The sequence below is a fragment of the Rufibacter latericius genome (assembly GCF_003721515.1).
Classification (GTDB): domain Bacteria; phylum Bacteroidota; class Bacteroidia; order Cytophagales; family Hymenobacteraceae; genus Nibribacter; species Nibribacter latericius.
Map to the genome: position 1 here is coordinate 76,331 of NZ_RJJD01000001.1, position 23,919 is coordinate 100,249.

The 23,919-nt window shown below is 49.5% G+C and carries 18 protein-coding genes; 9 read left to right on the forward strand and 9 right to left on the reverse strand.

Translation table 11 applies throughout. The annotated features are described in order from the left end of the window. Window positions 1-5: 5 nt before the first annotated feature. The 3 genes from EFB08_RS00315 to EFB08_RS00325 form a co-directional block, all read right to left on the reverse strand. Window positions 6-2,948, reverse strand: a complete 2,943-nt coding sequence (locus EFB08_RS00315; protein WP_123124925.1) for a SusC/RagA family TonB-linked outer membrane protein — start codon at window positions 2,946-2,948, stop codon at window positions 6-8. Between the two features lie 418 nt (window positions 2,949-3,366). Next, entirely contained in the window at window positions 3,367-4,812 is a 1,446-nt protein-coding gene (locus tag EFB08_RS00320) for a RagB/SusD family nutrient uptake outer membrane protein (RefSeq protein ID WP_123124926.1), read from the reverse strand. 30 nt (window positions 4,813-4,842) lie between these two features. Continuing rightward, window positions 4,843-7,863, reverse strand: a complete 3,021-nt coding sequence (locus EFB08_RS00325) for a SusC/RagA family TonB-linked outer membrane protein (protein ID WP_123124927.1) — start codon at window positions 7,861-7,863, stop codon at window positions 4,843-4,845. A 385-nt stretch (window positions 7,864-8,248) separates the two neighbouring features. Between EFB08_RS00325 and EFB08_RS00330 the strand changes: the two genes are divergently transcribed. Next, window positions 8,249-9,121, forward strand: a complete 873-nt coding sequence (locus tag EFB08_RS00330) for a DUF2911 domain-containing protein (protein WP_123124928.1) — start codon at window positions 8,249-8,251, stop codon at window positions 9,119-9,121. Between the two features lie 108 nt (window positions 9,122-9,229). Here EFB08_RS00330 and EFB08_RS00335 read toward each other — a convergent pair whose 3' ends face one another. The 4 genes from EFB08_RS00335 to EFB08_RS00345 form a co-directional block, all read right to left on the reverse strand. Further along, a complete protein-coding gene (locus EFB08_RS00335) occupies window positions 9,230-9,814 on the reverse strand; it encodes a nitroreductase family protein (RefSeq protein WP_123125576.1) in 585 nt (194 codons plus the stop codon). Window positions 9,815-9,853: 39 nt separating this feature from the next. Further along, on the reverse strand, window positions 9,854-11,545 hold the full coding sequence (locus EFB08_RS00340; RefSeq protein WP_123124929.1) for a sodium:solute symporter: 1,692 nt from the start codon (window positions 11,543-11,545) through the stop codon (window positions 9,854-9,856). Continuing rightward, window positions 11,542-11,667, reverse strand: a complete 126-nt coding sequence (locus EFB08_RS23845; RefSeq protein WP_262707458.1) for a hypothetical protein — start codon at window positions 11,665-11,667, stop codon at window positions 11,542-11,544. Before EFB08_RS23845 ends, EFB08_RS00340 begins: the two co-directional genes overlap by 4 nt. A 166-nt stretch (window positions 11,668-11,833) precedes the next feature. After that, on the reverse strand, window positions 11,834-14,326 hold the full coding sequence (locus tag EFB08_RS00345) for a PIG-L family deacetylase (RefSeq protein ID WP_123124930.1): 2,493 nt from the start codon (window positions 14,324-14,326) through the stop codon (window positions 11,834-11,836). Between the two features lie 376 nt (window positions 14,327-14,702). Here EFB08_RS00345 and EFB08_RS00350 point away from each other — a divergent pair, with 376 nt between their 5' ends. Then, window positions 14,703-14,993 carry a hypothetical protein gene (locus tag EFB08_RS00350; protein WP_125077612.1) on the forward strand — a complete coding sequence of 97 codons (291 nt, stop codon included), beginning with the start codon at window positions 14,703-14,705 and terminating at the stop codon, window positions 14,991-14,993. 92 nt (window positions 14,994-15,085) lie between these two features. Here EFB08_RS00350 and EFB08_RS00355 read toward each other — a convergent pair whose 3' ends face one another. Next, window positions 15,086-15,742: a hypothetical protein gene (locus EFB08_RS00355; protein ID WP_123124932.1), complete on the reverse strand. Its 657-nt coding sequence runs from the start codon at window positions 15,740-15,742 to the stop codon at window positions 15,086-15,088. 257 nt (window positions 15,743-15,999) lie between these two features. Continuing rightward, the gene (locus tag EFB08_RS00360; RefSeq protein WP_123124933.1) at window positions 16,000-16,845 is read right to left on the reverse strand and encodes an OmpA family protein; all 846 of its coding nucleotides are present in this window, start codon (window positions 16,843-16,845) and stop codon (window positions 16,000-16,002) included. Window positions 16,846-17,195: 350 nt separating this feature from the next. On the opposite strand from EFB08_RS00360, the gene EFB08_RS00370 reads away from it, so the two are divergent. The 7 genes from EFB08_RS00370 (at window position 17,196) to EFB08_RS00400 (ending at window position 23,903) form a co-directional block, all read left to right on the forward strand. After that, window positions 17,196-17,417 carry a CDGSH iron-sulfur domain-containing protein gene (locus EFB08_RS00370; protein ID WP_123124935.1) on the forward strand — a complete coding sequence of 74 codons (222 nt, stop codon included), beginning with the start codon at window positions 17,196-17,198 and terminating at the stop codon, window positions 17,415-17,417. A gap of 119 nt (window positions 17,418-17,536) precedes the next feature. Next, a complete protein-coding gene (locus EFB08_RS00375; RefSeq protein WP_123124936.1) occupies window positions 17,537-19,015 on the forward strand; it encodes an APC family permease in 1,479 nt (492 codons plus the stop codon). A gap of 658 nt (window positions 19,016-19,673) precedes the next feature. Beyond that, window positions 19,674-20,231 carry a porin family protein gene (locus EFB08_RS00380; protein ID WP_123124937.1) on the forward strand — a complete coding sequence of 186 codons (558 nt, stop codon included), beginning with the start codon at window positions 19,674-19,676 and terminating at the stop codon, window positions 20,229-20,231. 406 nt (window positions 20,232-20,637) lie between these two features. Then, window positions 20,638-21,162 carry a GNAT family N-acetyltransferase gene (locus EFB08_RS00385; RefSeq protein ID WP_123124938.1) on the forward strand — a complete coding sequence of 175 codons (525 nt, stop codon included), beginning with the start codon at window positions 20,638-20,640 and terminating at the stop codon, window positions 21,160-21,162. Window positions 21,163-21,234: 72 nt separating this feature from the next. Further along, window positions 21,235-22,275 (forward strand): zinc dependent phospholipase C family protein, encoded by a 1,041-nt coding sequence (locus EFB08_RS00390; RefSeq protein WP_123124939.1) that lies wholly within the window; start codon window positions 21,235-21,237, stop codon window positions 22,273-22,275. Between the two features lie 109 nt (window positions 22,276-22,384). Beyond that, window positions 22,385-22,999 carry a deoxynucleoside kinase gene (locus EFB08_RS00395; protein ID WP_123124940.1) on the forward strand — a complete coding sequence of 205 codons (615 nt, stop codon included), beginning with the start codon at window positions 22,385-22,387 and terminating at the stop codon, window positions 22,997-22,999. A 217-nt stretch (window positions 23,000-23,216) separates the two neighbouring features. Next, complete coding sequence (locus tag EFB08_RS00400) at window positions 23,217-23,903, forward strand: hypothetical protein (protein WP_123124941.1); 687 nt, start codon at window positions 23,217-23,219, stop codon at window positions 23,901-23,903. Window positions 23,904-23,919 lie beyond the last annotated feature (16 nt).

Consider the following 23,919-nt stretch of genomic DNA (forward strand, 5'->3'; position numbering starts at 1 on the left):
ACTTGTTAGAAACCTACACTTAAACCAAAAGTAACCGTGCGCAAAGCAGGATACTGAGCACCCACCAAAGAGGCTCCGGTGATTTCAGGATCCCATCCCATGAATTTAGTCCAGGTTTTAAGGTTTTGACCTTGGGCGTACACGCGTATGCTTTGCACCTTTACAGCCTGTGCCCAGATACTTGGCAGGTTATAAGAAACATTCAGGTTGCGTAACCGCAGGAAATCACCATTTTCAACCAATCTGGTCACCTCAGCCTGATATTCACTAGCGGAGTAAGGAACATCGGTGATATCACCCGGATTCTTCCACTCACGGGTTAATTCTGCACTTAGGTTATCCCATAAGTAGGTAGGATTGATGATGTTGCTTCTTTCGTTGTTGTAAATCTTATTCCCTTTCACAAAGCTAAAGAAGGCATTTACCTCAAATCCCTTGAAATTCACAGAGGTACCAAAGCCCCCGAAGAACGGAACCTGCGTAGTTCCGGCTAGCACTCGGTCAGCGGGGTCATATTGTTCTGTGATTTCACCGTCCTTGGTTAAATACTGGGCATTTCCATTTACAGGATTCACCCCGGCAAAACGAACCAAGTAAAGCGTGTTCAAAGGTTCACCTACCCGGTTGATGGTAATCCCATCAATTTGCTCGGTTTCACCTTCCCCAATCAGCTTGGTGATTTCATTTTGGTTGTAAGTCAGACTTACATTGGCAGACCAGGTAAGGCTTGGCGTTTTAATCAGGTCACCCTCTAATGAAAACTCAACCCCTCTGTTGCGCAATTCACCAATATTGGTAGTGATATCATTGTAACCAGAGGTTCTGGAAAGCTGACGGTTCAAGAACAGATCAGAGGTGACAGCATTGTAATACTCAATGGTAGATCTTACTCTGCCTTGTAACGTGGCCAGTTCTATACCGGTGTTGAAGGTGGTTTTTCTTTCCCATTGTAACTCAGGGTTCGCTAATTGAGTCTGGACTAAACCGCTTACCCCATTGTACACCGCACGGTTAAAAAGCTCTCTGGCTTCAAAGTTGCCAATCCCATTCTGGTTACCGGCCGAACCATAGCTAATCTTGTACTTCAGTTCATTGAAGATGTTAGTCAAACCTTCCATGAAGGGTTCTGCGGTCACAATCCAGCTTAAGCCTACTGATCCGAAATTGGCGTACTGTCTGTCTGCACCAAAACGGGAAGATCCGTCACGACGGGCACTCAGGTCCAGGAAATAGCGGTTCTTATAGCCGTAGTTGACAATGGTGAAATAAGAAAGCAGGGCATTTTCAAAGCCATTCCCATTTACTGTTGGAATGAATCCGTTATCGGAGGTACCCGGAGTGATTCCTGCTTCGTTTTGGAAAGCACCGCCTAAACCATAGCCCGTAAAGCCGAAGTTGCGGCCAGTATTGTTTACGATTTCATTGAACAAACCAATGCTGAAGGTATGGTCAACACCGATATCTCTTCTATAGGAAATAGAGGTTGTTCCGGTGTACCGGAAATTACTTCCATAACTACGACCAAAGCTACCTGACCCACCCGTAGCGGCAGCACCAGAAGAAGTAGAAGGATCAAAAAAGGTGGTATTTTCATTTGCGGTAAAATCTCCGCCCCAGTTTGTTCTAAGAGACAATCCTTGAACAAATGGTACTGTATAGCCTACAAACACATTCCCCACCCCTTTCAACTGTTTTCTGTTGTTGGTGTTTTCAAGGAGTTCCTGCAAGGCGTTAGGCTGACCTGAGTAAATCTCAGTGTAGTTACCCTCCTCATCATAGGGAGTTTCATAGGGGTTAGACCACCGAACGGCATTCAAAGGGGCAGATATGCCCGTGTTGGCCTCACTGGTACTGGAAAAATTAGAAACCCCGAAGGTAGAATTCAATCCAAATTGAAAGTTCCCGGCCTCACTGGTAACATTGGCCCGACCAGTGTAGCGCTCCAAACCGGTTGTTCTAACAGTACCGGTCTGGTCGAAAACAGAACCAGACAAGAAATAAGTGGTTTTACCTGCCCCGCCAGATGCACTTAACGTGTGGCTGGTAGTTTTACCTGTTTGAAAGAATACGTCTTCCCAGTTAGTGTTGATTTGTCTCAAACGTGCCAAGTCTGCATCTTCCCATTCATACGGATTTCCCTGGCTTAATTCATAGTCCAGTTTCTCCTGAGTATTCATTACTCTAAGCCTGTTTTCAGGGGCTTTTGACAAACCGTACTGTACATCATAGTTAATACGGGTTACGCCTACTTTTCCTTTTTTGGAGGTAATGACAATAACCCCGTTGGCTCCTCTTGACCCATAAGGTGCGGTAGAAGATGCATCCTTTAAAATGTTTAAGGATTCAAAGTCAGCGGGGTTCAACGTGGCGAAATCACTGGCTGAGATCTCTACCCCATCTAAAACATAGAGGGGTTGGTTAGACCCCAAAAGGGAGCCCGTACCTCTAATCAGCACGTTAGCTGCCGCGCCTGGTTGCCCTGAATTGGCTTGCACCAATATACCAGGGGCTTTCCCTTGCAACGCCTGGTCAAATGACCCCAACGGATAGGAGGCAATTTCATTTGCCTTCACGGTGGCGATTGAACCGGTTACTTCTCTTTTGTTTTGGGTTGTGTAACTGGTTACCACAACTTCCTGGAGGGTCTCCGCATCTGTTGCTAACCGTACATTTACAGTAGATTGAGTTCCAATGGCTACCTCTTTATTGGTATACCCAATAAAAGAGAAGATCAAGGTACCTCCAGCAGAAGGGATACTGATTGAATAACTGCCATTCACATCAGTTGGAGAGGCTGTGCTGGTTCCTTTGAGCTGGACTGTCACCCCAGGCATTCCTTCGCCTGAATTTGCATCAGTCACTCTCCCCGTCACAGTCCGACTCTGTGCCCACACTTGTGTAAAAAGTGTCAACACAAAAACGAAACACAATAGTAAAGATTTCTTCATGTTGGTTTGGTTTGTTTTAGTAGTTTGGGATATCCTCCTAAAGTAGGTCTTTGTCAACAATATTCAAACAAACCAAAATCTCAAGCTTCTCCCTAAAAATTCATAAAAACAGCCCTTTGATACTAGTTCAATAATAACTTAGTATATCTATTTACCCCATTTAACATTCTCTTAATAGTAGATTGGCTTTTACCAAAAAATCAGCAATTAAATTATTTTTCAGGTATCATAATAAACATTCAAAACAGATTGCCTGCTGAATATCTAAGGAAGTTTCTGAACTTCTTTCTCCATTCCCTTTTGGTTGTTTCAATTGTTTTCAGGGTTGAATTTGCCCAAAAACGTTTAGGGGCTGCTTTTGGGAAAGCAGCCCCTAAACGTTTTTGGGCAAATTCAATGAATGAGCAAATTCCAGACCTTAAATATAGGCATCGTTCTGCTGCAACCTAGGGTTAGCGTTCATTTCCCGTAGCGGGATAGGCAGCACCAATTCTCCTGCATTATAGGGTAGATCGCCTACATTTTGGCGCAACCGCTTAATGTCATGAATAAGCTGGCCTTCGAACGCCAATTCAAGGCTACGTTCACGGAGAACATCATCCAGAGAGATAGAAGTTAAAGGAGGTATGTCTGCTCTCTCACGAATGACATTGATATCCTCTAGAGGTGTAGCCCCAACGGAAGTACCCAGCCGCTGGTTAGCTTCGGCCCGAATCAGGTACATTTCTGCCAAGCGAATAAGAGGAACATTAGCTGAATAAATTTCATACTTACCGTTACGGTATAAATCATCCGGATCTAGGTATAGAACCTCTACTCGTTCATCGCCTTCCTCATACTGCTCCACAAACCCGGCAGCCACTTCAATTTCGGCGCGCTGGTTGTACGAGTAGAAAGTAGCCAAACCCGCATTAGATTGCCCGGCATTGCTCTGTACCGTCTGCTGAATAGCGAAGATATCTTCTGAGGTATTCTCGTTATTATTAAAGGCGTTTGTGAAATCTTCTACTAAATCATAACCACCACCTTGAATTACCCTGTTTGCTTCTTCAGCCGCCTTGGTCAGGTATTGTGCTTCGGCGGAGTTACCAGGTGCACCGGCTTGCTGCAGATAAACTCTGGCCAACAGAGCACTGGCGGCATACGTATTGGCTCTGGCTTCATCTCCTGACGACTCATTGAAACTAGCTCTGTCAGGTAAAAGGTCACGGGCCCGGGTAAGGTCATCAATCACTTGGGCGTACACCTCTTCTACGGTATTCCGGGGCACGTTATTGGCCTCTGAAATGAGGGAAGTGGGCTGCAAAACCAACGGCACGCCAAGTTGCGAATTCTGCTGCCCCGGTTCGTAGGGCAGACCAAACAACCGCACCAGGTCAAAATAAACCATGCCCCTGATGAAGTGGGCTTCTCCCAGCACCTGATCCCGCTGGTCCTCTTCTACCACGTTTACGGCATTGATCACATTGTTTACAATGTTGATAACCTCATAAGACCGGAGCCAAATACCTGCAATAAGTATATTATCAGGGGTAATATCCTTTTGGAACACTTGCCGGAAAGTAGAGAACGTGCCTCCCCAAATCAGGTTACCGGTGCTTCCTAAAAGCTCACTTGTCAGATTCAGGTCACCGGTATATAGAGGGGCATCCGGGTCGCCTACATAGAGGGTTCCGCTCATCAACCGTACATAGGCTCCAACCAAGGCGCTTTGCACCCCCTGGGAGGTAGTTAAGGCCTCACCCGCATTAATGGCGGTTTGCGGTTCAACATCCAGTTCATCGTCACAGCTGCTAGAGGTAAACAGCAAACAGAGTAACAGGGCTGGCAATACTTTTGTCAGGTAAAATATAGATCTTCTCATTGCTTTTTCACATTAAAGGCTATTAAAAGATTAAAAGCCGATGTTAACTCCAAACGTGATGGTCTTTGCCTGTGGGGTAGTGTAAAAATCAACACCAAGGCCTACGTTCTGTCTTTGAGAGGTCGTTTGTGTTCCTGGGGTATCTACTTCTGGGTCCCAGCCCGGATAATCTGTGATGGTAAAGAAGTTCTGGGCCGAGGCATAGATTCTAAACCGGGTTAGATGGAACCTGCTGCTCAATGTTGTTGGTACCGTATACCCCAAGGTCAGGGTCTTGCCCCGTAAGTAAGAGCCATCGTAGACCCAACGCGAGGAGGTATTACTTCCGTTGGCATCCCCAAATCGGGCCTGCGGCACCCTGGTGATGTCACCGGGTTGCCGCCAACGGTTCAACTGATCCCGGGTTTGGTTGTCCACATAATCCATGTTGGCAGATTGGAAACGACCGGCATTGTTATAAATGTCATTGCCATAGGAAAACTGGAGCAAAACGCCCAAATCAAACCCTTTAAATGCAAAGGTATTGTTCAAACCTCCTACAAATTCAGGGTTTGGATCACCCACCACCTGCTGCTCGGCGGCCCCATAATCATTGGTGGTCTCGTCACTGCCTGCCCGCAGGTAGTAGAGGGCATCACCATTGGCAGGATCTACTCCGGCATATTTGAAAGTATAGAATACGCCAATAGGCTGACCTTCTATGGCTCGGTTAACCACACCAGAGGTAATTACCTGTCCGTTCAGGTTAGTAATCTTGTTGCGGTTAAAGGAGATATTGAAGTTTGTGGTCCAGGAAAAAGCACCTACCAGGTTGTCGGTATTGAGGGTGACTTCCACCCCTTTATTTTCAAGCTCGCCTACGTTTCTGGTGATGGTGGCAAAGCCCGAGGTGGCAGGCACCTGCACATTTAACAGCAGATCTTCGGTTTTCTTCAAATAATACTCCACCCCGCCATTGATGCGGTTCTTGAAGAACCCAAAGTTGACGCCTACGTCAAACTGAGCGGTCGTTTCCCATTTAAGGTCAGGGTTCTCCACCGAAGCTGGAATAATTCCGGAGTTACCGGCGTAGGAGCCAGAAGTGAAGAGTCCTCTGGAGGCAAAGTCTCCAATGTTGTCATTCCCAGTGTACCCATAGCTGGCTTTCAGTTTCAGGAAACTCAGGAAGTCGGTGTCACTTAAGAAAGGCTCTTCGGTCAGAATCCAGCCAATTCCAATGGCAGGAAAGAACCCATACTGGTTGTTAGCCCCAAACCGTGATGATCCATCAACCCGGCCGCTGACACTCAACAGGTATTTATCGAGCAGTTTGTAGTTTACCCGCGCGAAGTAAGACAACAAGGAATATTCCGATCCTTCGGAAGAACCTAAATTGATTTCTGCGGCATTAGCAATTCGATTAAACGCGTCGCTAGGAAAACCAATTCCGGATACGTAATTCGCTTCATACTCGGTTTTCTGGAAACTCATCCCCCCGGTAGCATCCACACTATGTATTTCCCCAAATTGCTTACTGAAACTAAGGAAGTTATTGGTGGTGTAATTCAAAATAGTCACTGCCCGGCTCTCGGCTGCTCCTCCGGGAGAACCGTCCTGTGTTTCACGTCCCTGGAAAGTATTCTCGTTCTGGTTTAAGATGTCAATACCCAGTTCACTTCTGAAGCTTAGCCCAGGCAAAATGGTGTAGCTGGCAAAAATGGTACTCAGATTCCTGTATACAATCGTTTTCCGAAACGCATCCCGGATCTCAATCAAGCCATTGTAGTAAGTGGTATTGGTATTGTACTCCCCGGTTTCTGGGTCTATGATAGGCTGAACGGGAGGCAATGCCACTATCTGAAGCGGCGTAGAAAAGGCATTGTCATCGGCCACCCGGTCATTGACAGAACGAGCCAGGTTGAAATTGACTCCCAGTTGTAGTTTATCTGAAGCGGTATGGTCAATATTAATCCGGCCACTGGCTCGTTCAAAATTATTGCCTTTCAGAATACCTTCCTGGTCGGTAAAGGAACCACCCACATAGAAGCGGGTTTTCTCGTTTCCGCCGCTAGCAGTCAGGTCATATTGCTGGTAACCGGCGGTCCGGAAGACCTGGTCCTGCCAGTCAGAGTTGGCGGGATTACGCCACTCAGGTACAAAAAGATCTTTAAACTCATCCCTATCGGCTACAATTTCAAAGTTTATGTACAATTGGGCAAGAGCCGAATTCTCCACCGATTCATTGAAAAGCTCCAGGTACTCTGAGCTGTTCAGGAAGTCAACTTTGTTTGTAGGCTTGCTGAAGCCGGTGCTAACACCTAAATCGAACACAGTTTTGCCCGCCTTTCCTCTTTTGGTAGTGATAATTACCACCCCGTTGGAAGCCCTTGAGCCGTAGATGGCTGACGAGGCTGCATCTTTCAGGATCTCGATGGACTCAATATCGTTGGGGTTCAGGTCGGCCAAGGGGTTGGTGGGTTCGTTGTTGCTGATGCCCTGGCTTTCTGAGGTGATTGGGATTCCGTCCACTACATAAAGGGGCTGGTTACCGGCAGTTATGGAGGCAGAACCCCGCACCCGTACCTTGATGCCCTGGCCCACTTTACCGCTACCAGAAGTGATCTGCACCCCGGCCACGCGCCCCTGGATGGCCGATTCCACACTGGGCACCGGGATATCGGCGATCTCGTTACCCTTCACGCTGGCAATGGAGCCCACCACGTCGCGGGCTTCCTGGGTACCGTACCCCACCACCACTACCTCGTTGATGGTTTTGGTATCCTCCGCCAGAGCCACATCAATGGTAGAACTGGTCCCCACCGCCACCTCTCGGTTTAAGAACCCCACGAAGGAAAAGACAAGGGTGGGATTGCCAGTCACGTTCAATTCATACCGACCGTTTGCGTCAGTACTCGCCCCGATAGTGGTGCCTCTCACCACCACGCTCACCCCTGGTAAAGGGGTTCCATCTGCCGCGGAGGTAACCCTCCCCGAGATGGTCCTATTTTGCCCAACAGCACTAAACTGAAGTACGGTTAGCAAAATCATGCACAAGAGTAGATGTCTTTTCATGTGTTTTTTAATTTTGTTAACAAACCGACTACTTTATTAATGTAATCTAATTTATTATTGACATATTTCAAAACAATTCTGACACAAACCCTCTAGTAATCTCCTATGAATCTTTCAGTTGATAGCAAAAACCCTCATCAATTCCCTATTTAACTCTTTGTAAAATTTACATTCTATTAATAAACCCTCTTTTCTGTATTTCCAACCCATGGCTCGTTTTAGCACTGCTTTAATGAAATAGTGCCAAAATAAGCAACATTATAAAGTTCTATATGATAGGAAATTGAGAGATGCCGGCTTATTTGCTTTGGAGAAGAGGGTAGGTAGACTTCTTTCTTTTGAGTATTATTACTTCAAAATCAAACCAAGTAAATTGAGCTGTTCAATGAAAAAGATGTTATCCCTTAATTTAGCTTGGGCATTGGCCCTTGCCATGCTCCTGGTGGGCACAGAAGCTTCTGCCCAACTCCAAACGCCGGCCGCTAGCCCTAGCAGCACCGTGACCCAAGTTTTGGGCCTCACCAAAGTGACGGTTGATTACTCAAGACCCAGCACCAAAGGCCGGAAGATCTTCGGGGATCTGGCTCCTTATGGAAAAATCTGGCGTACCGGCGCGAATGCCTCTACCAAAATCACCTTCTCTGATGAGGTAATGCTGGAAGGCAACAAGGTTCCGGCTGGGGAGTATGCGCTTTACACCATTCCCACTGAAAAATATTGGACCATCATTATTCATAAAAACACCAAACACTGGGGTGATGGCGGAAAAGACTACAAGCAGGAAGACGACGTGGTACGTTTCAAAGTGACCCCGAAGAAATCTGCTGAGAAAGTGGAGACCTTCACCATTGGGTTCAACGACCTTACCAACAACGGCGGAACCATGCAGATCATGTGGGAGAACACCGTAGTGCCGGTTAAAATCACAACCGATGTAGACACGAAAGTAATGGCCCAGATCCAGGAGAAAGTTATCAACGGAACCAACGTGACTCCTGCTTTATATGCCGCTGCCGCTGCCTATTATGCAGACACCAATAAAGACATGAAGCAGGCCCTGACCTGGATGAAACAAGCCAATGAGAAGGACCCAAAATTCTGGACCCTGCACCAGCAAGCCAAAATTCAGGCGAAGTTGAAAGACTACAAAGGAGCCGCGGCTACTGCCCAGAAGTCTATTGAACTGGCCAAGAAAGAAAGCAACGCTGATTATGTGGCGTTGAACGAGAAACTGTTGGCGGAAATCAAAAACAAGTAATCGCTTTCCGGCCCTTTTCCGGAAAACACCCATAAATCAGTCGGCCGCGGAAGAAGCTTCTTCTGCGGCCGACTGATTTTATTTAAAGCCTTAACTTACCTGGATTCATTACATCCACCGGATTTTCTCTTCCAGCGGAATGGTTCTTTTGCCACTTGGGCCGGGGCTATCTGCATAGCCCAAATACAGAATCCCGAGCACCACATCTTCTTCCCGCAATTGCAGCATTTGTTTCATAGCCGGGTGGTACGCCATTCCCCCGGAGCCCCAGTAGGTGGCAATATCCAGGGCCGTAGCTCCCAATAACAGGTTCTGGATGGCACAGGAAGTAGCAGCAATCTCTTCCAAGGCCGGAATTTTGGGCAAATCACCCCGCTGCATGTACGCCACAATCACGTGCGAGGCCTGGTCACCCATGTGCAGCAGCTTCTCATATTTGACTTCCAGGGTCTTGTCCTCTGGAGTGTGCCTGCGGAAAAGATCAGCGTGCGATTGGCAGAAATCCTTCACTTTTTCAGGGCCATACACCACAAACCGCCAAGGCTCGGTATGCCCATGGGTTGGAGCCCAGTCAGCCAGAGCCAGTATCTCCTGAATCAGGTCATCTGGGATTGACTGGCCGTTCATTTTAGGCGGCTTAGTGGTTCTTCGGTTTTGAATGATGTGCTGTAAGGACAGAAAAGAAGGATTCATGGGATTAATGAAAATGGGAAACACCGCAGAAGAGAGGCCTCAGGCACGTCGGCGCAGCATGGGTTGTAACAAATACGCCAACCCCACCACCAGTACCACTCCTATTAGGTTGTACCAGAGATACGCAATATCGGTGTAGAAGTACAGTAAAAAGATGGTCATTTGGGTGAGCACAGCCGCCCAGAAAACCGGGTTCCCGGACAGACGCCGGAAGTAGAAGGCGGCGATGAAAACCCCTAGTATGGTCCCGTAAAAGAGAGAACCAAGGATGTTGACCGCCTGAATAAGGTTCTCCAACTGAGAGGCGAACAGAGCGAAGAAGATAGAAACCGCTCCCCACCCTATCGTAAACCACCGCGAAGCCCCCACATAATGCGCGTCAGAGGCATGAGGTTTCAAGGAGCGTTTGTATACATCCACCACGGTGGTTGAGGCAAGAGAATTGAACGCCGAAGCGGTACTACCCATGGCCGCGCACAGCACCACCGCCAGCAGCAGGCCTACCAGCCCTTTGGGGAACTGCTGGGTGACAAAGGTGAGAAACACGTAATCGGTATCCTTCAGGTCGGTGCCTTTGTTATAGTCCTTCACCATAGACTGCGCTTTCACCCGAAGGCTTTTCCTTTTTTCCTCTGCCCGCTGTATCCTTTGGGCAGCCTCCTTTTCTCCTGCTTCGTTATCAGTTTTGTAGGCTTCCACCAGAGCCAAGGTGGCGTCTTTCTTTTCCTGGAAAACCAATTGCCCCGTCGACTCTAGTTCCCGCCAAGCCGGACCTGCCACCTGGGAGGCCAGCACATTGGTAGTCTGCTGCTGATTGAAGTAAAGGGGTGGTTGGTAAAATTGGTAAAACACAAACACCAAGACCCCCACCATTAGAATCAGGAACTGCATAGGCACTTTCACCAAACCGTTCATGAGTAATCCCAACCGGCTCTGGGCAATGGTCTCCCCGCCCAGGTAACGCCCCACCTGAGACTGATCGGTCCCGAAATACGACAGTGACAGAAAGAACCCACCAATCAAACCCGACCACAGGTTATAGCGATCATTAGGATTAAAACTAAGGTCCACCAGGTTCAGCTTGCCCGAAGTACCGGCCACGGCCATGGCTTCAGAGAATCCCACTTCCTCCGGTAACAGTCGCACCACTACAATAGCTGCCATGAGCATACCGCCCAACATCACCGCCATTTGCAAGCGTTGCGTCTGGCTTACGGCCTTGGTGCCACCCACCACGGTGTAGAAAGTCACCACCACGCCAATAAATAAGATAGTTCCTGTGAGATTCCAGCCTAGAATAGCCGACAAAATAATCGCCGGAGCATAAATGGTAATACCCGTAGAAAGACCGCGCTGCAGCAAAAACAAAAGGGCAGCCAAAGACCGGGTTTTCAGATCGAAGCGGGTCTCCAGGTACTCGTAAGCGGTAAAGACTTTGAGGCGATAATAGATGGGAATAGCCGTAATAGACAACACCACCATGGCCAGCGGCAACCCGAAGTAGAACTGGATGAAGCGCATGCCGTCATCAAAGGCCTGCCCCGGGGTAGAAAGAAACGTAATGGCACTGGCCTGGGTAGCCATAATGGAAAGCCCCATCATCCACCACCGCTCAGTGTTATCAGCCCGTAGGTACCCGCTCATGTGCTGGGCTTTGCGGGTTTTCCATACGCCATACAGTACAATGAACGCAATAGTGCCTACCAGCACTCCCCAGTCCAGTCCGCTCATCTGTAGGCTTCGGTGATAAGATAAAACAACAGGATGAGCCCCGCCAATACGCCCACTACCAGCCAGTACATGGAGGTCCAGGTTTTAAAGAATGGGGGCGGGTCAATGTCTCCTTTGGTCATACACGGGGGAAAAGGACTGAGTGAGGTTTTCCTTACAACGCCACGAAGGCGGTTTTATATTGTTTAAAATCTATATTCCTGATCTTCTTTCCAGAGAAAGGCCGCTTTCCCCTTAAGAAGAAGGGAAGTGTTTCAGGGCCAATTTCCAGAAACCGGCCCTGAAACACTATTTTCCTAAAGAAAGCAGGTTCACGAACAGACGGTACGCTCCTGGCACACCAGCGGGCAATTCCCGGAAGAACGAGTACCCGGTGTACACGTAATAGCCTTTGCCGTACTTGGCCACCAACAAGCCGCTGTCCTTGGGACTTTCGCCAGGATCATTGGAAGAGATGATGGTCTCGTACTCCGGGGCCCATTGGTTAGGGAAATACAAGCCCCGCTCCTGTACCCAGCCTCTGAAATCTTGCTCGGTGATCTTGTTGGGCGTGTTGAGAACCGGATGACTTGGCTTCAGGAACCGAACATCAGAATCTTCAACGGTAACCCGGTCATTGGACAATTTCAGCGGGAAAGGGCCTACGTTAGAAGTTACCAGCCCATTGCTCACGTTATACTGCACCACCAGCGTACCGCCGTTCTGCACGTACTGCATCAGCTGCGGCTGCTGAAATTTCAGTCGCTCCATGGTATTGTAGGCGCGTACGCCCACCACCACGGCATCATATTTCTGCAAGGTTGTCGCTGACAGATCCTCCACCCGTAACTGATCCACGGCATAACCTATCTGCTGCAAACTGGCGGGCACCTCATCGCCAGCGCCCATCAAATAGCCAATGTACTGTCCTTTGCGTTTCAGGTCCAGTTTCACCGCTTTGGCCGAAGCTTCGGGGAACAGGGTTTGGGTAGGGATGTGCGGATAATGGATAATCCTGAAGCTCTGGGTATAAGCTTTGCCTTTGTGCGTCACAGCCGCACTGATGGCGCTTTCGGTTTGATTGGCACCGGGGAACACCTGGAACGTAAAGCTCTGCTCCTCGCCTTTCTGGGCCAGGTTGAAGGTTGCATTAGAGGGTTCAGAACGCCAGCCTTGGGGCAAACGCAGGGTCACCTGGCCGTCTACCTGATCTTTCCCGGCACGCACGCGAACGGTCACGGGTTTAGGTTGGGCATCTGGGAAGACGTACACTTTCTCCAGGATATTCACGAACACGGGCGGAGCTATCTCAAAAGGCCGGTACTGCTCCCCTTCCACCGGATCGGTGCGTTTGTAGATTACAGGTACGGTATAGGTTAACGGCTGTCCTTGCACGGTAAGGTGCAGTCTCAACTGGGCTGCGGCCGGGTTCTCGGGCAACCCGATCAAAGCTGGGTCATCTACCCTGAACATGCCCGTGGAGCCTGGTACCTGCAGCCAGTACGGCTGCGAAAAAGGAGTAGCCGCCGGCACAGTTTTGGAGGTTCTGATAAACAAAGGCTTGTTCATCTCCAGCTTCTGCTGCAGCGTGGAGTCCTGGCGGGCGAAAAGGTATTCCACTTTGGTGAGCGTGACAGGCACGGCTGATCGGTTTACCGCCTCCAACGACAAAGCCACCGACTCCCCCGGTGAAACCCAATACTCCCGCACCGCCGATGCCTCTAAATACAGGCCCAAACAAGCTTTGATGGCTTCCTGCAGATCCTGCTGTTTTACTTTCTTCCAGTAAGAATCAGGGAGTTGAGCCAAGGCTGAGTTGGCCTTCAGGAGAACCGGGACTGAGGCAGCGGGATTGGCAGGATTGTAGTTTTTCAGGGCTTCTTCCAGAAGTTTGGCTACTTCCTTGCTACCGGGAACACGGCTCCAGGAAGTGGTGACGCCTTCCAGTACATCGGTTTTGGCAGGGGCGCCTTTCAGGAACTCAAAATACTCTACGGCTTCGCCCCGGGTGCCGCTGCTGCCAAAACCCTGGCTTTTGTGCATGCTACGGCTCTGGGCGGCAATTTCGTTATACGATTTTCCCAACAGGGGATTGTAGACGCCGGCATCTATCATGAGTTTTCCGGCGGGATCAAACTTCTGGTTCTGGCTGTAGAAAAAGGAAGACGTGTTCCAGAGCAGACGCTTGGCTTGCCAAGGCTCCACGGTTTTCAGCTGCTCAGGGAAACGCTTGGGGTCTGCGGCGGCATCAAAGGCTTCCATGGCGATCATGGCCGAGGCCGTGTGGTGGCCGTGGGTTCCGCTGGGCTCGGGTGAAAAACGGGTGATGATGACATCAGGACGGAATTTGCGGATGGTCCAGACGGCATCGGCTAGCACCTGCTCTTTGTTCCAGATGGTGAAGGTCTCGGCGGGATTCTTGGAGAACCCGAAGTCGTTGGCCCGGCTGAAAAACTGCTCTCCGCCGTCTACCCGGCGGGCCTGCAACAGCTCCTGCGTCCGGATAATGCCTAGCTCCTCCCTGATCTCGGGCCCGATGAGGTTCTGGCCTCCGTCGCCGCGGGTGAGGGAAAGATAGCCGGTGCGCAGTTTGCGCTCGTTGGCCAGGTAAGCAATAAGGCGGGTATTCTCGTCATCGGGGTGGGCGGCAAAATACAGCACACTGCCCAGCACATTCAGTTTGTCCAGCGCCAGCCGAATATCAGCGGCATCTGGTTTTTTTGGGGCCTGCGCCCAAGAAGTAGAGACTCCGCCTCCCCAGACCAGGAGGAAAGCGACGACGAATACACGTACAGAGGTCATGTTGTTCAAAAGAAGTTCAAATTAACCGGCGTGGGCCCTCTCCCTTTCAAGCCGAGGGCATCGCACGGTAAAGCTATGGAATTTTACAGGAAGTGAAGAAAGCCAAACCCTTAAAAACAAGGCATCGGCGCGATTTCCTTTTCATGGGGAATAATCCATCGGCTTGCCGAGCCTTTTGTCGTTTTGAAGCTCTTTTCAGGAAAACAGACCAAAAGCAGAATCATGGGCTTTGCTCCTTTTAAAAAGCCAATTTGTACTTGGCATGGGCTGCGGCATTGGTTTTCAGGGGAGAACGGCTGGTACCAGGTTCTGGATAACTTTTTACCTCTTTTGCCAGTTTAGAGGGAATGATAACGTGCTTAAAACCAGATTGACTATGAAAAAGCTTCTCATGATAGTGGCAATGGCGGGTATGACCAGCCTAGTTGCCTGTGATTCACAGACCGGAAAAAACACCACCTCGGCGGGTACAGACGCTGAACAAAACTCCAGCAACCCCAATAACAACAGCAGTGTGGTAAACCCTAACCAAAACGACACCACTGGGGCAACCGCGACTGAGATAACCCAAAGCCGCGTAGGAAACTCGCAGACTCGGGGTGAAACCAACAACTCCAAATCCAATACCACCCAAAATCAGACTCTGCGCGACAGCATTGAGCAATAAAAAAGAGCGGATGTTTTGGGGGTAGTTTCTTAAAACTACCCCCAAAACATCCGCTCTTAACTTTTAAACAGCAGAGACTGTTCCCTTCCTGCTTATTGCTTTTTGGCTTTCTGCTGCTCTTTGAATTCCTGCCCAGACCGTAGGGTATAGAATTCCCCGATCAAGGTGCGGATTTTAATTTCATCCAGGGTGGATAGTTTTTCCTCTACGGCCGCTTTGCGTTTGCCCAGGTTCTGGAGAACGTAATCGGCGTAGTCCCAGTCACGGGAGGTCCAGTTCTGGCGTTTAGCGCGCACATTCTGCATGAACCGGATGTAAGCTTCCCGCATGTGGATGGAACTGATGTTCTGCACATTCCCGAAGGAACCTAGCAGTTCTTTTTCGCGCAGGCGCACTTCTTCGGCCTGCAAGGGCACCTCATCGGCCATAGGCCTGGATTCCAGTTCCTGGAAACGGGTTTTCAGTTCCAGGAAATCGCGCTTGGAAGTCTCGGAGAGGCCCTGGAAGCTGTTTTCTATTTTATTAGCCTGGCGGGCGAAGTCACTTTTGATGGTGGGCCACTCGGCCCGGGTAGTGGTGGCCACTTTGTCAGACTGTATCTTCATCCATTCCTTGAAAGCGCGCAGATCCTGCTCTACGCCAGATTCCTGGGTCTCCTTTTTCTCGGTTTCCTGCACCTGCGCCCATCCTGTGGTGGAGCACGCAGCAGAAAGGCCTAGTACCAGTCCCAAAATCTTTCCTTTTAGCATATCGTTTGTCTTGTAAAATTTATCTGTTGGTTGACCAAAGGTAGAAATTTTCCTCAATGGCTCTACCTTCTCTCTAGCAAGAACAACGCCAGAATAAACCCTGAATTATGTGTTTTAGCTTAGAATATCTTTTTTAGCCTATATTCCAGAAAACGTGCTTAAAACAAAGGCCCACCGAAACAAAATCGGTGGGCCTTTCCTCCATTCACACAAGGTCTTTCGTTCCGGCGACTTGCCGGAAAGCAGCGCAGAAGCGGTTAGTTTTTCTCCAGGATCTGGAAAAGCTCGTCCAGTTTGGGCGTGAGAATGATCTCGGTGCGGCGGTTTTTCTGGCGTGCATCTGCGGTGGTGGCGGGGTCTACCGGCACGTATTTAGAACGCCCCGAGGGAGTTACCCGCTGGGGGGCCACCCCAGCCTCGGTGAGGATACGGGTGATCTCGGTGGCGCGCAATACGCTCAGGTCCCAGTTGTCTTGCATGCCGGCAGTACCTTTGGCTACGGGCACGTCATCGGTGTGGCCTTCCACTACCACGTTCACATCCTGTTGGTTCTGCAGGGCACCGGCCAGTTTCTTTAGGGCTTCCTGCCCCTGGGCATCTACCTTGGTAGAACCCGACTTGAACAGCAACTGGTTTGAAAGCGACACATATACTTTTCCGTTGCGCACATCTACGGTCAAGTCTGAGGCTTTGAAACCCAGCAGCGCTTTGCTCACTACCTGCCGAAGGTTGTTCACGGCTTTGTCTTTCTCGTCCAGGATGCGCTGCATCTCGGCAAGGCGGGCTTCGCGGGCCTGCAAATCGGCGGAGAGTTTGTCTACCTGCTGGTTTTTGGTGTTCAGGTTGGTGCGCAGCGAGGCTTCTGTAGAGGCTTTTTCGGTGGCCAGATCGGCTTTCTCCTGGTTCAGGCGCTCTTTGTCTTGCTGCAGACGGGCGCGTTCGCTTTCCAGTTCGGCTTTCTGACGGGTCAGTTCATCCTGCAGCACCACCAGAGACCGGTTCTCGGCCAGTGCCGCTTCATATTTTTTGGAAGACACACATGATCCTAACAAACCCAAAGCCAGCACGGCGGGTAGCACAGGGTTCAAAAAGTTTTTTTTCATAGCATTCAAGGGTTTACGCAGTGATTGTTGACAAAAGCGATGGTATTAATACGTACGTCATGCCAACGGTTGGGGTTAAAACAGCGAAAAAAATGGGCAGCATGCAAATCAAGGGTTCTGCTCTGCTGTTCTTTCACGACCTAATTCTTAGCCTAAAACGGGCTTGGATGGAAACTGTGGAAGCCGAACCCGCCGCGATTTGTGCAGAAAAAAGGGCCGAGGTGCGATGCTTTGGGCAAAAATACTATCTTTGAATCGAGGCAAACTTGTTTTTCCATCCCTAGGGCTGAATCAAGCGCTTTTCTGTCTCAGATTCATTTACCTTTTTTACCCATTTTCTTAAGATCAGCATGAAAACCAAAGTTACCGTGAACAACAACGGCTCCCTTAAACTTGAAGGCGAGTTTATCATAGTAGATCCGCAGGGCAACGAGTACAACCTGCAAGGACGCGAAGTGGTGTCTATCTGCCGTTGCGGCATGTCCCAAAACAAACCCTTCTGTGATGGCTCGCACAAAGGCCATTTTGAGCACAACGCTGTGGCTTTTGACTTGCCACCACGCAAGGTTTAACTAAGGAGTTCTGAGTCTTTAGTTCTGAATTAAGGCTTTACCGGAAATGAGCGGAGACCTGGTCTTCGCCTTTTCTTCCCTTCCATTGCCTCTACTATCTTCTATTCTCACTAGGTTCTATGTCTGTCACCTCTACTACAACCCAAACGGGATTTAAGCGCGAAATCAAACTATTTGATGCCGTTATGTTGGTGGCCGGCTCCATGATTGGGTCCGGTATCTTTATTGTCAGTGCAGATATAGGACGCTCTGTGGGGAGCGCGGGTTATTTGCTTTTGGTATGGGCCCTTACCGGCCTTATGACCCTAGCCGGTGCCCTGAGTTACGGTGAACTGACCAGCCTGATGCCCCGCGCCGGTGGGCAATATGTGTACCTGCGGGAGTCTTACGGACCTCTGGTGGCTTTCCTTTACGGCTGGACCCTTTTCTTGGTGATTCAGAGCGGCACCATTGCCGCCGTGGCGGTGGCTTTTGCCAAGTTCACGGGGGTGTTAGTGCCGTGGTTCTCTGAAACCAATGTTCTGCTGGACTTGGGTCTTCTCAAGTTCACCTCGGTGCAGTTGCTGGCCATTGCCTCCATTGTGCTGCTTACTTTAATCAACCAGCAAGGGGTCAGGAACGGCAAAATGATTCAGAACATCTTCGGGAGCACGAAGCTAATTGCTTTGTTTGCGCTTCTGGGGTTTGGGTTGCTGCTTGGCACCAATGCCGAGGTGATGAACCTGAACTTCTCTAATCTCTGGGATGCGCAGTCGGTGGTGCTGGACAAGGAAACCGGGGCCATCACCCGTACTACTTTGTCGGGTTGGGCATTGTTGGTGGGCATCAGTACGGCCATGATCGGTTCGCTTTTCTCCTCTGATTCCTGGAACAACATTGGGTTTTCCGGCGATGAGATCGTGAACCCCAAACGCACCATCGTGCTGAGCATGGCCATCGGGACAGGATTGGTGACCATTCTGTACATCCTGATCAACGTAGTGTATCTGACCATTCTTCCCTTGCCGGGAGATCCGGGAGCAACCGATGCTCTGAGCCGGGGACTTCAGTTCGCCAGTAATGACCGGGTGGGTACGGCGGTGGCCGAGGTGATTGGCGGTGCTCCCGCTACCATTGCCATCGCCATCCTAATCATGATCTCAACCTTTGGCTGCAACAACGGCGTGATTCTCTCTGCTCCGCGCGTGTACTATGCCATGGCCAAAGACGGCCTGTTTTTCCCAAACATGGCCAAATTGAACAAGAACGGCGTACCGGGCGCTGCTTTGGCCATTCAGTGCGTGTGGGCTAGTGTTTTGTGTTTGTCGGGCCGCTACTCAGATCTGCTGGATTACGTGATCTTTGCGGTACTGCTTTTCTACATTCTTACCATTGCCGGAATTTTCATTCTGCGCAGCACCATGCCAGATGTGCCTCGGCCGTACAAAGCCATCGGGTACCCGGTTTTACCGGCGCTTTACATTCTCATGGCCTCCTTTATCTGCATCGTTTTGCTTATCTACAAGCCAAATTACTCCTGGCCTGGATTGATTCTGGTGGGCGTGGGCATACCGGTGTTTTACCTGTTTGGCAAGCGGTTCAAGCAGTTAGAGGAATAGAAGTTCTTAAAGAGAATTGGCCCCGCTATCTCGTGTTCTGTCCGAGGTAGCGGGGCTTTGTTTTGGGCCTATTTCCGTGAAAAGACCCGGAAAACGATATGGCCGGAAATGCGGAAAGCCTTCCTAATGGGAAGGCTTTCCTATATTGGCTAAATAAACTCCGTATCTACTCCTGATGTGGCTTTCGCCTTTGTGTTTCTAAACGTACTACTGTCGTATCCCTTAAAAAGCTACCCTTTCGGTGTATTTTATTTAAGTTTTAACGTCAGCGATTCGGTTCAGTTTTTACGACATCTGTTTCGCTACACTATTTAACCAATCATGTCTTTCTATTCTTTAACGGGAGGTAAAACGCAAGGTTTCAACTAGTGACAAATTTATATCAGTATTTCTCCCATAAATCCGCTTCCCTTTTCAAGCTCCAATAAGGTTCTTTTCACTGTCCAATTTTTTGGATGCACATTGGCTAAAGCCTACAAAATAGGATATCATTTTCCTCTCATTATTAATCCCTCGCAATAAATGCCACGGCCCGCACCGTTGTGCAGTCTGGTAAAGGCGCCGGAAGAAACCCTAGGTCATCCGGAGACTTCGGGCACATCCTTCGGGTTTGTTCAGCGTACTTTACTTACTTTTGTCTTTTACCTTTTTACGAATTATGAAGAAGATTTTATTCTTAGTGGCTTTTGTGTGGTGCGGTATTTTATCAGCGGAGGCGCAAACCAGCTTTGGAGTGAAAGGCGGCCTGAACGTGGCTACCATCCGGATTCCCAACACTGACATTGACCCACGGATTGGCGTACACGCAGGTGTCTTTGCCTCTACCCCTATCTCCAGCCGGTTCGCCCTGCAACCCGAAATTCTTTACTCCCAGCAAGGGGTCCAGATCCCCAAGTATATTTACACCTACCATTACTTAAACGTTCCCCTGATCTTCAAAGGCACCATTTCCGGCGGATTACATGCCCAGGTAGGTCCGCAGTTTGGCATTTTGTTATCGGCTAACCGCAAAGAGGGCCGCACGTCTTTAGACATCACCGACACCCGCAACCGTTACGATGGCGCCATTGCCTTAGGATTAGGGTATGACGTGTCGGCATGGCAGGTTTCGGCCCGCTATAACCTGGGCTTATCAGACATCCGGGACGATAGTGACAGCGGCCTGAGTTACACCAACAACGTGTTTCAATTATCTCTGGGTTACCGGTTCAGATAAGCAATTAAAACTCCAGTTTCTCTCGGCAGACCAGGTCTCCATCCTTCAAGTTTATATGGAAGGATGGAGACCTGGTTTTTTCATTAAAAAAACTGTACTCTTTATAATCCCCTTCAGGTTAAAACCGCCTGTGTTTTGCTTTTGACCCGTTTTCGAAAAAGAAGCCCTTAAACCCGAAATGGCTGATCCTTACCGATAACCTTTGGATTAGGCTTTCTAGTGTCACCTTCCGCCTAAACGTGGGGGCACAGATAGAAAGGTTTTTCATGCTTTTGGGGGTTGTGGCTCTTACCTTTGTCTCCAATTAAACTCACGCCAACCCCCAAGCTGCTGTCAATCAACCCACTTAGGTTTTACAGGCATTGTTTAGATCCTAAACCTTCCCTCGCCTACTTTCATTTCTTCTATGAATTCGCACCTTTCTTCCTCTGAACCCTGGACCATCCAACCTACTACAAACGCCACCATAATTCGGGAACTGGCCCATGCCACTTGGAATCCAACGTACGGTTCCATCCTCTCACAGGAGCAGATAGACTTTATGCTGACTGAAATCTACTCTCTGGAGTCATTACAGAAACAAATGGAAGACGGGCAGACCTTCCTGCTGTACACGCAGGCTGGTACGCCGGCAGCTTTTGCGGCCTACTCCCTCCTGGATTCAATTGAGCAGCGGTACAAATTGAACAAACTCTACATTCATCCATCCTTCCAGGGACAAGGAGCGGGCAAAAGGCTTCTGGAAGAAGTGATACAAAGAACCAAAGCTTTGGGTGGTCGCAAATTGGAATTAAACGTGCACCGGCAAAACCCCGCTCAGCACTTCTATCTTAAGAATGGGTTTAAAATTTCTAAAATTATAGACCTCCCTTTTGCCCAATTCATGCTGAATGACTACATTATGGAACTGAATCTATCTGAAACCAGTTGATTCAGCCAAGCATCCTCCCCCCAGCAACTGCTTGAATAATTTTACTAAGAAATATTGTAATATTTTATATACATGTTTTATAACCAAATTAGTAAAACTATACTAACACTTGCAATTATCCTGAGCACCTCTATTTCAGGATATAGCTGGGGTTTCTTTGGCCATAAAGTCATTCAGCAGCTGGCCATTTACGGTCTTCCCAAAGACATGCAGGCGTTCTACCATCGGAACATGGCCCACCTGGTAGAAACCTCGGTACGGCCCGATGAGCGTCGCAACTCTGATCCTAAGGAAGCCCCGCGCCACTTTATAGATCTGGAGGCTTTTGGTGACCATCCGCTGGACAACATGCCTAGGGGCTGGGAGGCAGCCGCCGCTAAATACAGCGCAGACACCCTGCAGAAATACGGTTTGGTGCCGTGGGAGGTGATCAAACTGAAGGAGCGTTTAACCCAGGCTTTTTACAAGAAAGACAAAGACAGCGTGCTGTACTACTCGGCAGATCTGGCCCACTACATTCAGGATGCCCACGTGCCCCTGCACACCAGCCTGAACCATGACGGGCAACTGACCGGCCAAACGGGTTTGCACAGCCTTTGGGAATCGAAATTGCCGGAGCAAAACCTCTCTACCTATAACTTACGGCACCACAAAGCCCGGTATTTCAAAAGCGCCGAACAGGAGATCTGGGAAGTAGTTCGGGCGTCCCACGCCCTGGTACCGCAATTACTGGCCGTTGAGAAGCAGGTAAGCCAAAACTTCACTGAAGCAGCCAAATACACCGTGAGTGAACGGAACGGCAAGACCCGCAAAAACTATTCAGACGCCTTTGCCACGGCCTACAACCAGGCTTTGGGCACCATGGTGCAAGACCGCATGCGGGCCGCCGCTGAGAAAACCGCTTCTTTCTGGTACACCTGCTGGGTAGATGGCGGTAAGCCAGACTTAAACCAGCTTTTAGCCACTCCGCGCACCAAAGAGGAGAAAAAACAACTGAAGCAGGAGCAGAAAGCCTGGAAGAAAGGCATCCTGCAGGAGAAGGACTTACTCCTTACCAAAATCAGGATTTCCCTAATGGACGTAGTTGATTGGGTGGGCGCCACCCTTTCCTAAATTCGGCGGCAGTTTTTTGGTTTTTTGCTTTCCTGCTGGGTAGTCTGCCAAAAGTCTGCGGGTAAACCCGTACTTTTGCGGTCCGCGTTTAACAACTGTACGAGAGCACATGCACATTGCAATAGTAGGCAACATTGGGGCCGGTAAAACAACGTTGGCCACCAAACTGGCCCAGCATTACAAGTGGGAAGTTTTTCTGGAAGCCGTAGAGAACAACCCGTACCTCAAAGACTTTTATGAAGATATGCCCCGGTGGGCGTTCCACCTGCAGGTCTTCTTCCTGAATAGCCGTTTCAACCAGGTTTTACAGATCAACGAACGCACCAACGGCGTCATCCAGGACCGCACCATCTACGAAGACGCCTTCATCTTCGCCAAGAACCTGCACCACTCCGGCATGATGAGCGACCGCGATTATCAGAACTACTTCAACCTGTTTGAGTCGATGACCAAAATGGTGAAGCCCCCTGATTTGCTCGTGTACCTGAAAGCCGATCTCCCGAAACTGATTGGCCAGATCCAGAAACGCGGCCGCGATTATGAAGACAACATTTCCCTGGCGTACCTCAAAAACCTGAACGAGCACTACGACCAATGGATCGCCGACTACAAGCACGGCAAACTGCTGGTCATCGATGTAAACCAAATGGATTTCGTGCAGAACCCCGAGGATCTTGGCACCATCGTTGACCGAATCAACATCGAGCTGTTTGGGTTGTTTTAAACACGACGAACCGCATATTTCATAGGAGTAGGAGAAGCGTTTCAGGGTTGTTTTGCAGAAAACAGGCCTGAAACGCTTCTCTGGTTTTGTAGCCCTGAGGCCTTCTTCACTCTTGCAGGTTTACAGCAGTTTCCCGCTTCCCTCTCCGCAAACCGGAACCAGCATTTAACCTACCATCCCTCTCGGGAAATCTCCGTATACATAGGAAAAAAGCGATATGAATCCTGTCTATACCAAATACCTGGCTACTGGAGCCCTCCTGATTTCCCTGTTGGTGGGAACTGCCTGTGAACGCACCTCCCCATCCAACACCGATCCCAACAACCAACCAAGGACCCGTGCCGAGGAAGACTTAGCCGAGCTGCGTGAATGGGTCAACGTCAAAACCGACAGTACCGGCCGAAAAGCCGATACCGCCGCATCCAGAAAATGGCCTCAGGCGAAGGAGGAATTCAAGGAGAAAACGGCCAAATTAGATTCTAAACTGGACAGCCTTTCAGAGAAATCAAAAGCCGAATACAAGGAACTGCGGCAGAAGTACCAGAACTGGGAGGCTCGTAACCAACAGCGCAGCCAAATGCCGTTGAAACAGGAAACCCTGGCGCGTTTTGAGCAAGAACTTTTCGGGACGCCCAATGCCCTTCAGGTGCACATGCCCGCCGAAGGAATGCGGGAAGTGTATGTGCAGTTTCTACAAAACGTACGCGCCAAGCGCAACACCTGGTCTGCCGCCGACTGGGACTATGTGGATGAGATTTACAGCCGCCTGAACCAGAAGAAAGACCAGGTAGAAGACCAAATCTCGGGGCAGGATAAACTCAAAATCAAAGCTCTTCAGGCAGAATACCTCACCCTGGAGACCGGGAAAGATGCCAAAGACTTATATAAAGAAATAAAGCAGTAAGGCTCCTGTGCCCTAC

Bases quoted from the DNA above. Each gene is read 5' to 3' on its own strand.
- EFB08_RS00315 (WP_123124925.1), bottom strand. From the start codon at position 2,948: ATGAAGAAATCTTTACTATTGTGTTTCGTTTTTGTGTTGACACTTTTT.
- EFB08_RS00400 (WP_123124941.1), top strand. From the start codon at position 23,217: ATGAATCCTGTCTATACCAAATACCTGGCTACTGGAGCCCTCCTGATT.
- EFB08_RS00390 (WP_123124939.1), top strand. From the start codon at position 21,235: ATGTTTTATAACCAAATTAGTAAAACTATACTAACACTTGCAATTATC.
- EFB08_RS00345 (WP_123124930.1), bottom strand. From the start codon at position 14,326: ATGACCTCTGTACGTGTATTCGTCGTCGCTTTCCTCCTGGTCTGGGGA.
- EFB08_RS00395 (WP_123124940.1), top strand. From the start codon at position 22,385: ATGCACATTGCAATAGTAGGCAACATTGGGGCCGGTAAAACAACGTTG.
- EFB08_RS00380 (WP_123124937.1), top strand. From the start codon at position 19,674: ATGAAGAAGATTTTATTCTTAGTGGCTTTTGTGTGGTGCGGTATTTTA.
- EFB08_RS00350 (WP_125077612.1), top strand. From the start codon at position 14,703: ATGAAAAAGCTTCTCATGATAGTGGCAATGGCGGGTATGACCAGCCTA.
- EFB08_RS00335 (WP_123125576.1), bottom strand. From the start codon at position 9,814: ATGAATCCTTCTTTTCTGTCCTTACAGCACATCATTCAAAACCGAAGA.
- EFB08_RS00370 (WP_123124935.1), top strand. From the start codon at position 17,196: ATGAAAACCAAAGTTACCGTGAACAACAACGGCTCCCTTAAACTTGAA.
- EFB08_RS00360 (WP_123124933.1), bottom strand. From the start codon at position 16,845: ATGAAAAAAAACTTTTTGAACCCTGTGCTACCCGCCGTGCTGGCTTTG.
- EFB08_RS00375 (WP_123124936.1), top strand. From the start codon at position 17,537: ATGTCTGTCACCTCTACTACAACCCAAACGGGATTTAAGCGCGAAATC.
- EFB08_RS00385 (WP_123124938.1), top strand. From the start codon at position 20,638: ATGAATTCGCACCTTTCTTCCTCTGAACCCTGGACCATCCAACCTACT.
- EFB08_RS00340 (WP_123124929.1), bottom strand. From the start codon at position 11,545: ATGAGCGGACTGGACTGGGGAGTGCTGGTAGGCACTATTGCGTTCATT.
- EFB08_RS00320 (WP_123124926.1), bottom strand. From the start codon at position 4,812: ATGAGAAGATCTATATTTTACCTGACAAAAGTATTGCCAGCCCTGTTA.
- EFB08_RS00325 (WP_123124927.1), bottom strand. From the start codon at position 7,863: ATGAAAAGACATCTACTCTTGTGCATGATTTTGCTAACCGTACTTCAG.
- EFB08_RS23845 (WP_262707458.1), bottom strand. From the start codon at position 11,667: ATGACCAAAGGAGACATTGACCCGCCCCCATTCTTTAAAACCTGGACC.
- EFB08_RS00355 (WP_123124932.1), bottom strand. From the start codon at position 15,742: ATGCTAAAAGGAAAGATTTTGGGACTGGTACTAGGCCTTTCTGCTGCG.
- EFB08_RS00330 (WP_123124928.1), top strand. From the start codon at position 8,249: ATGAAAAAGATGTTATCCCTTAATTTAGCTTGGGCATTGGCCCTTGCC.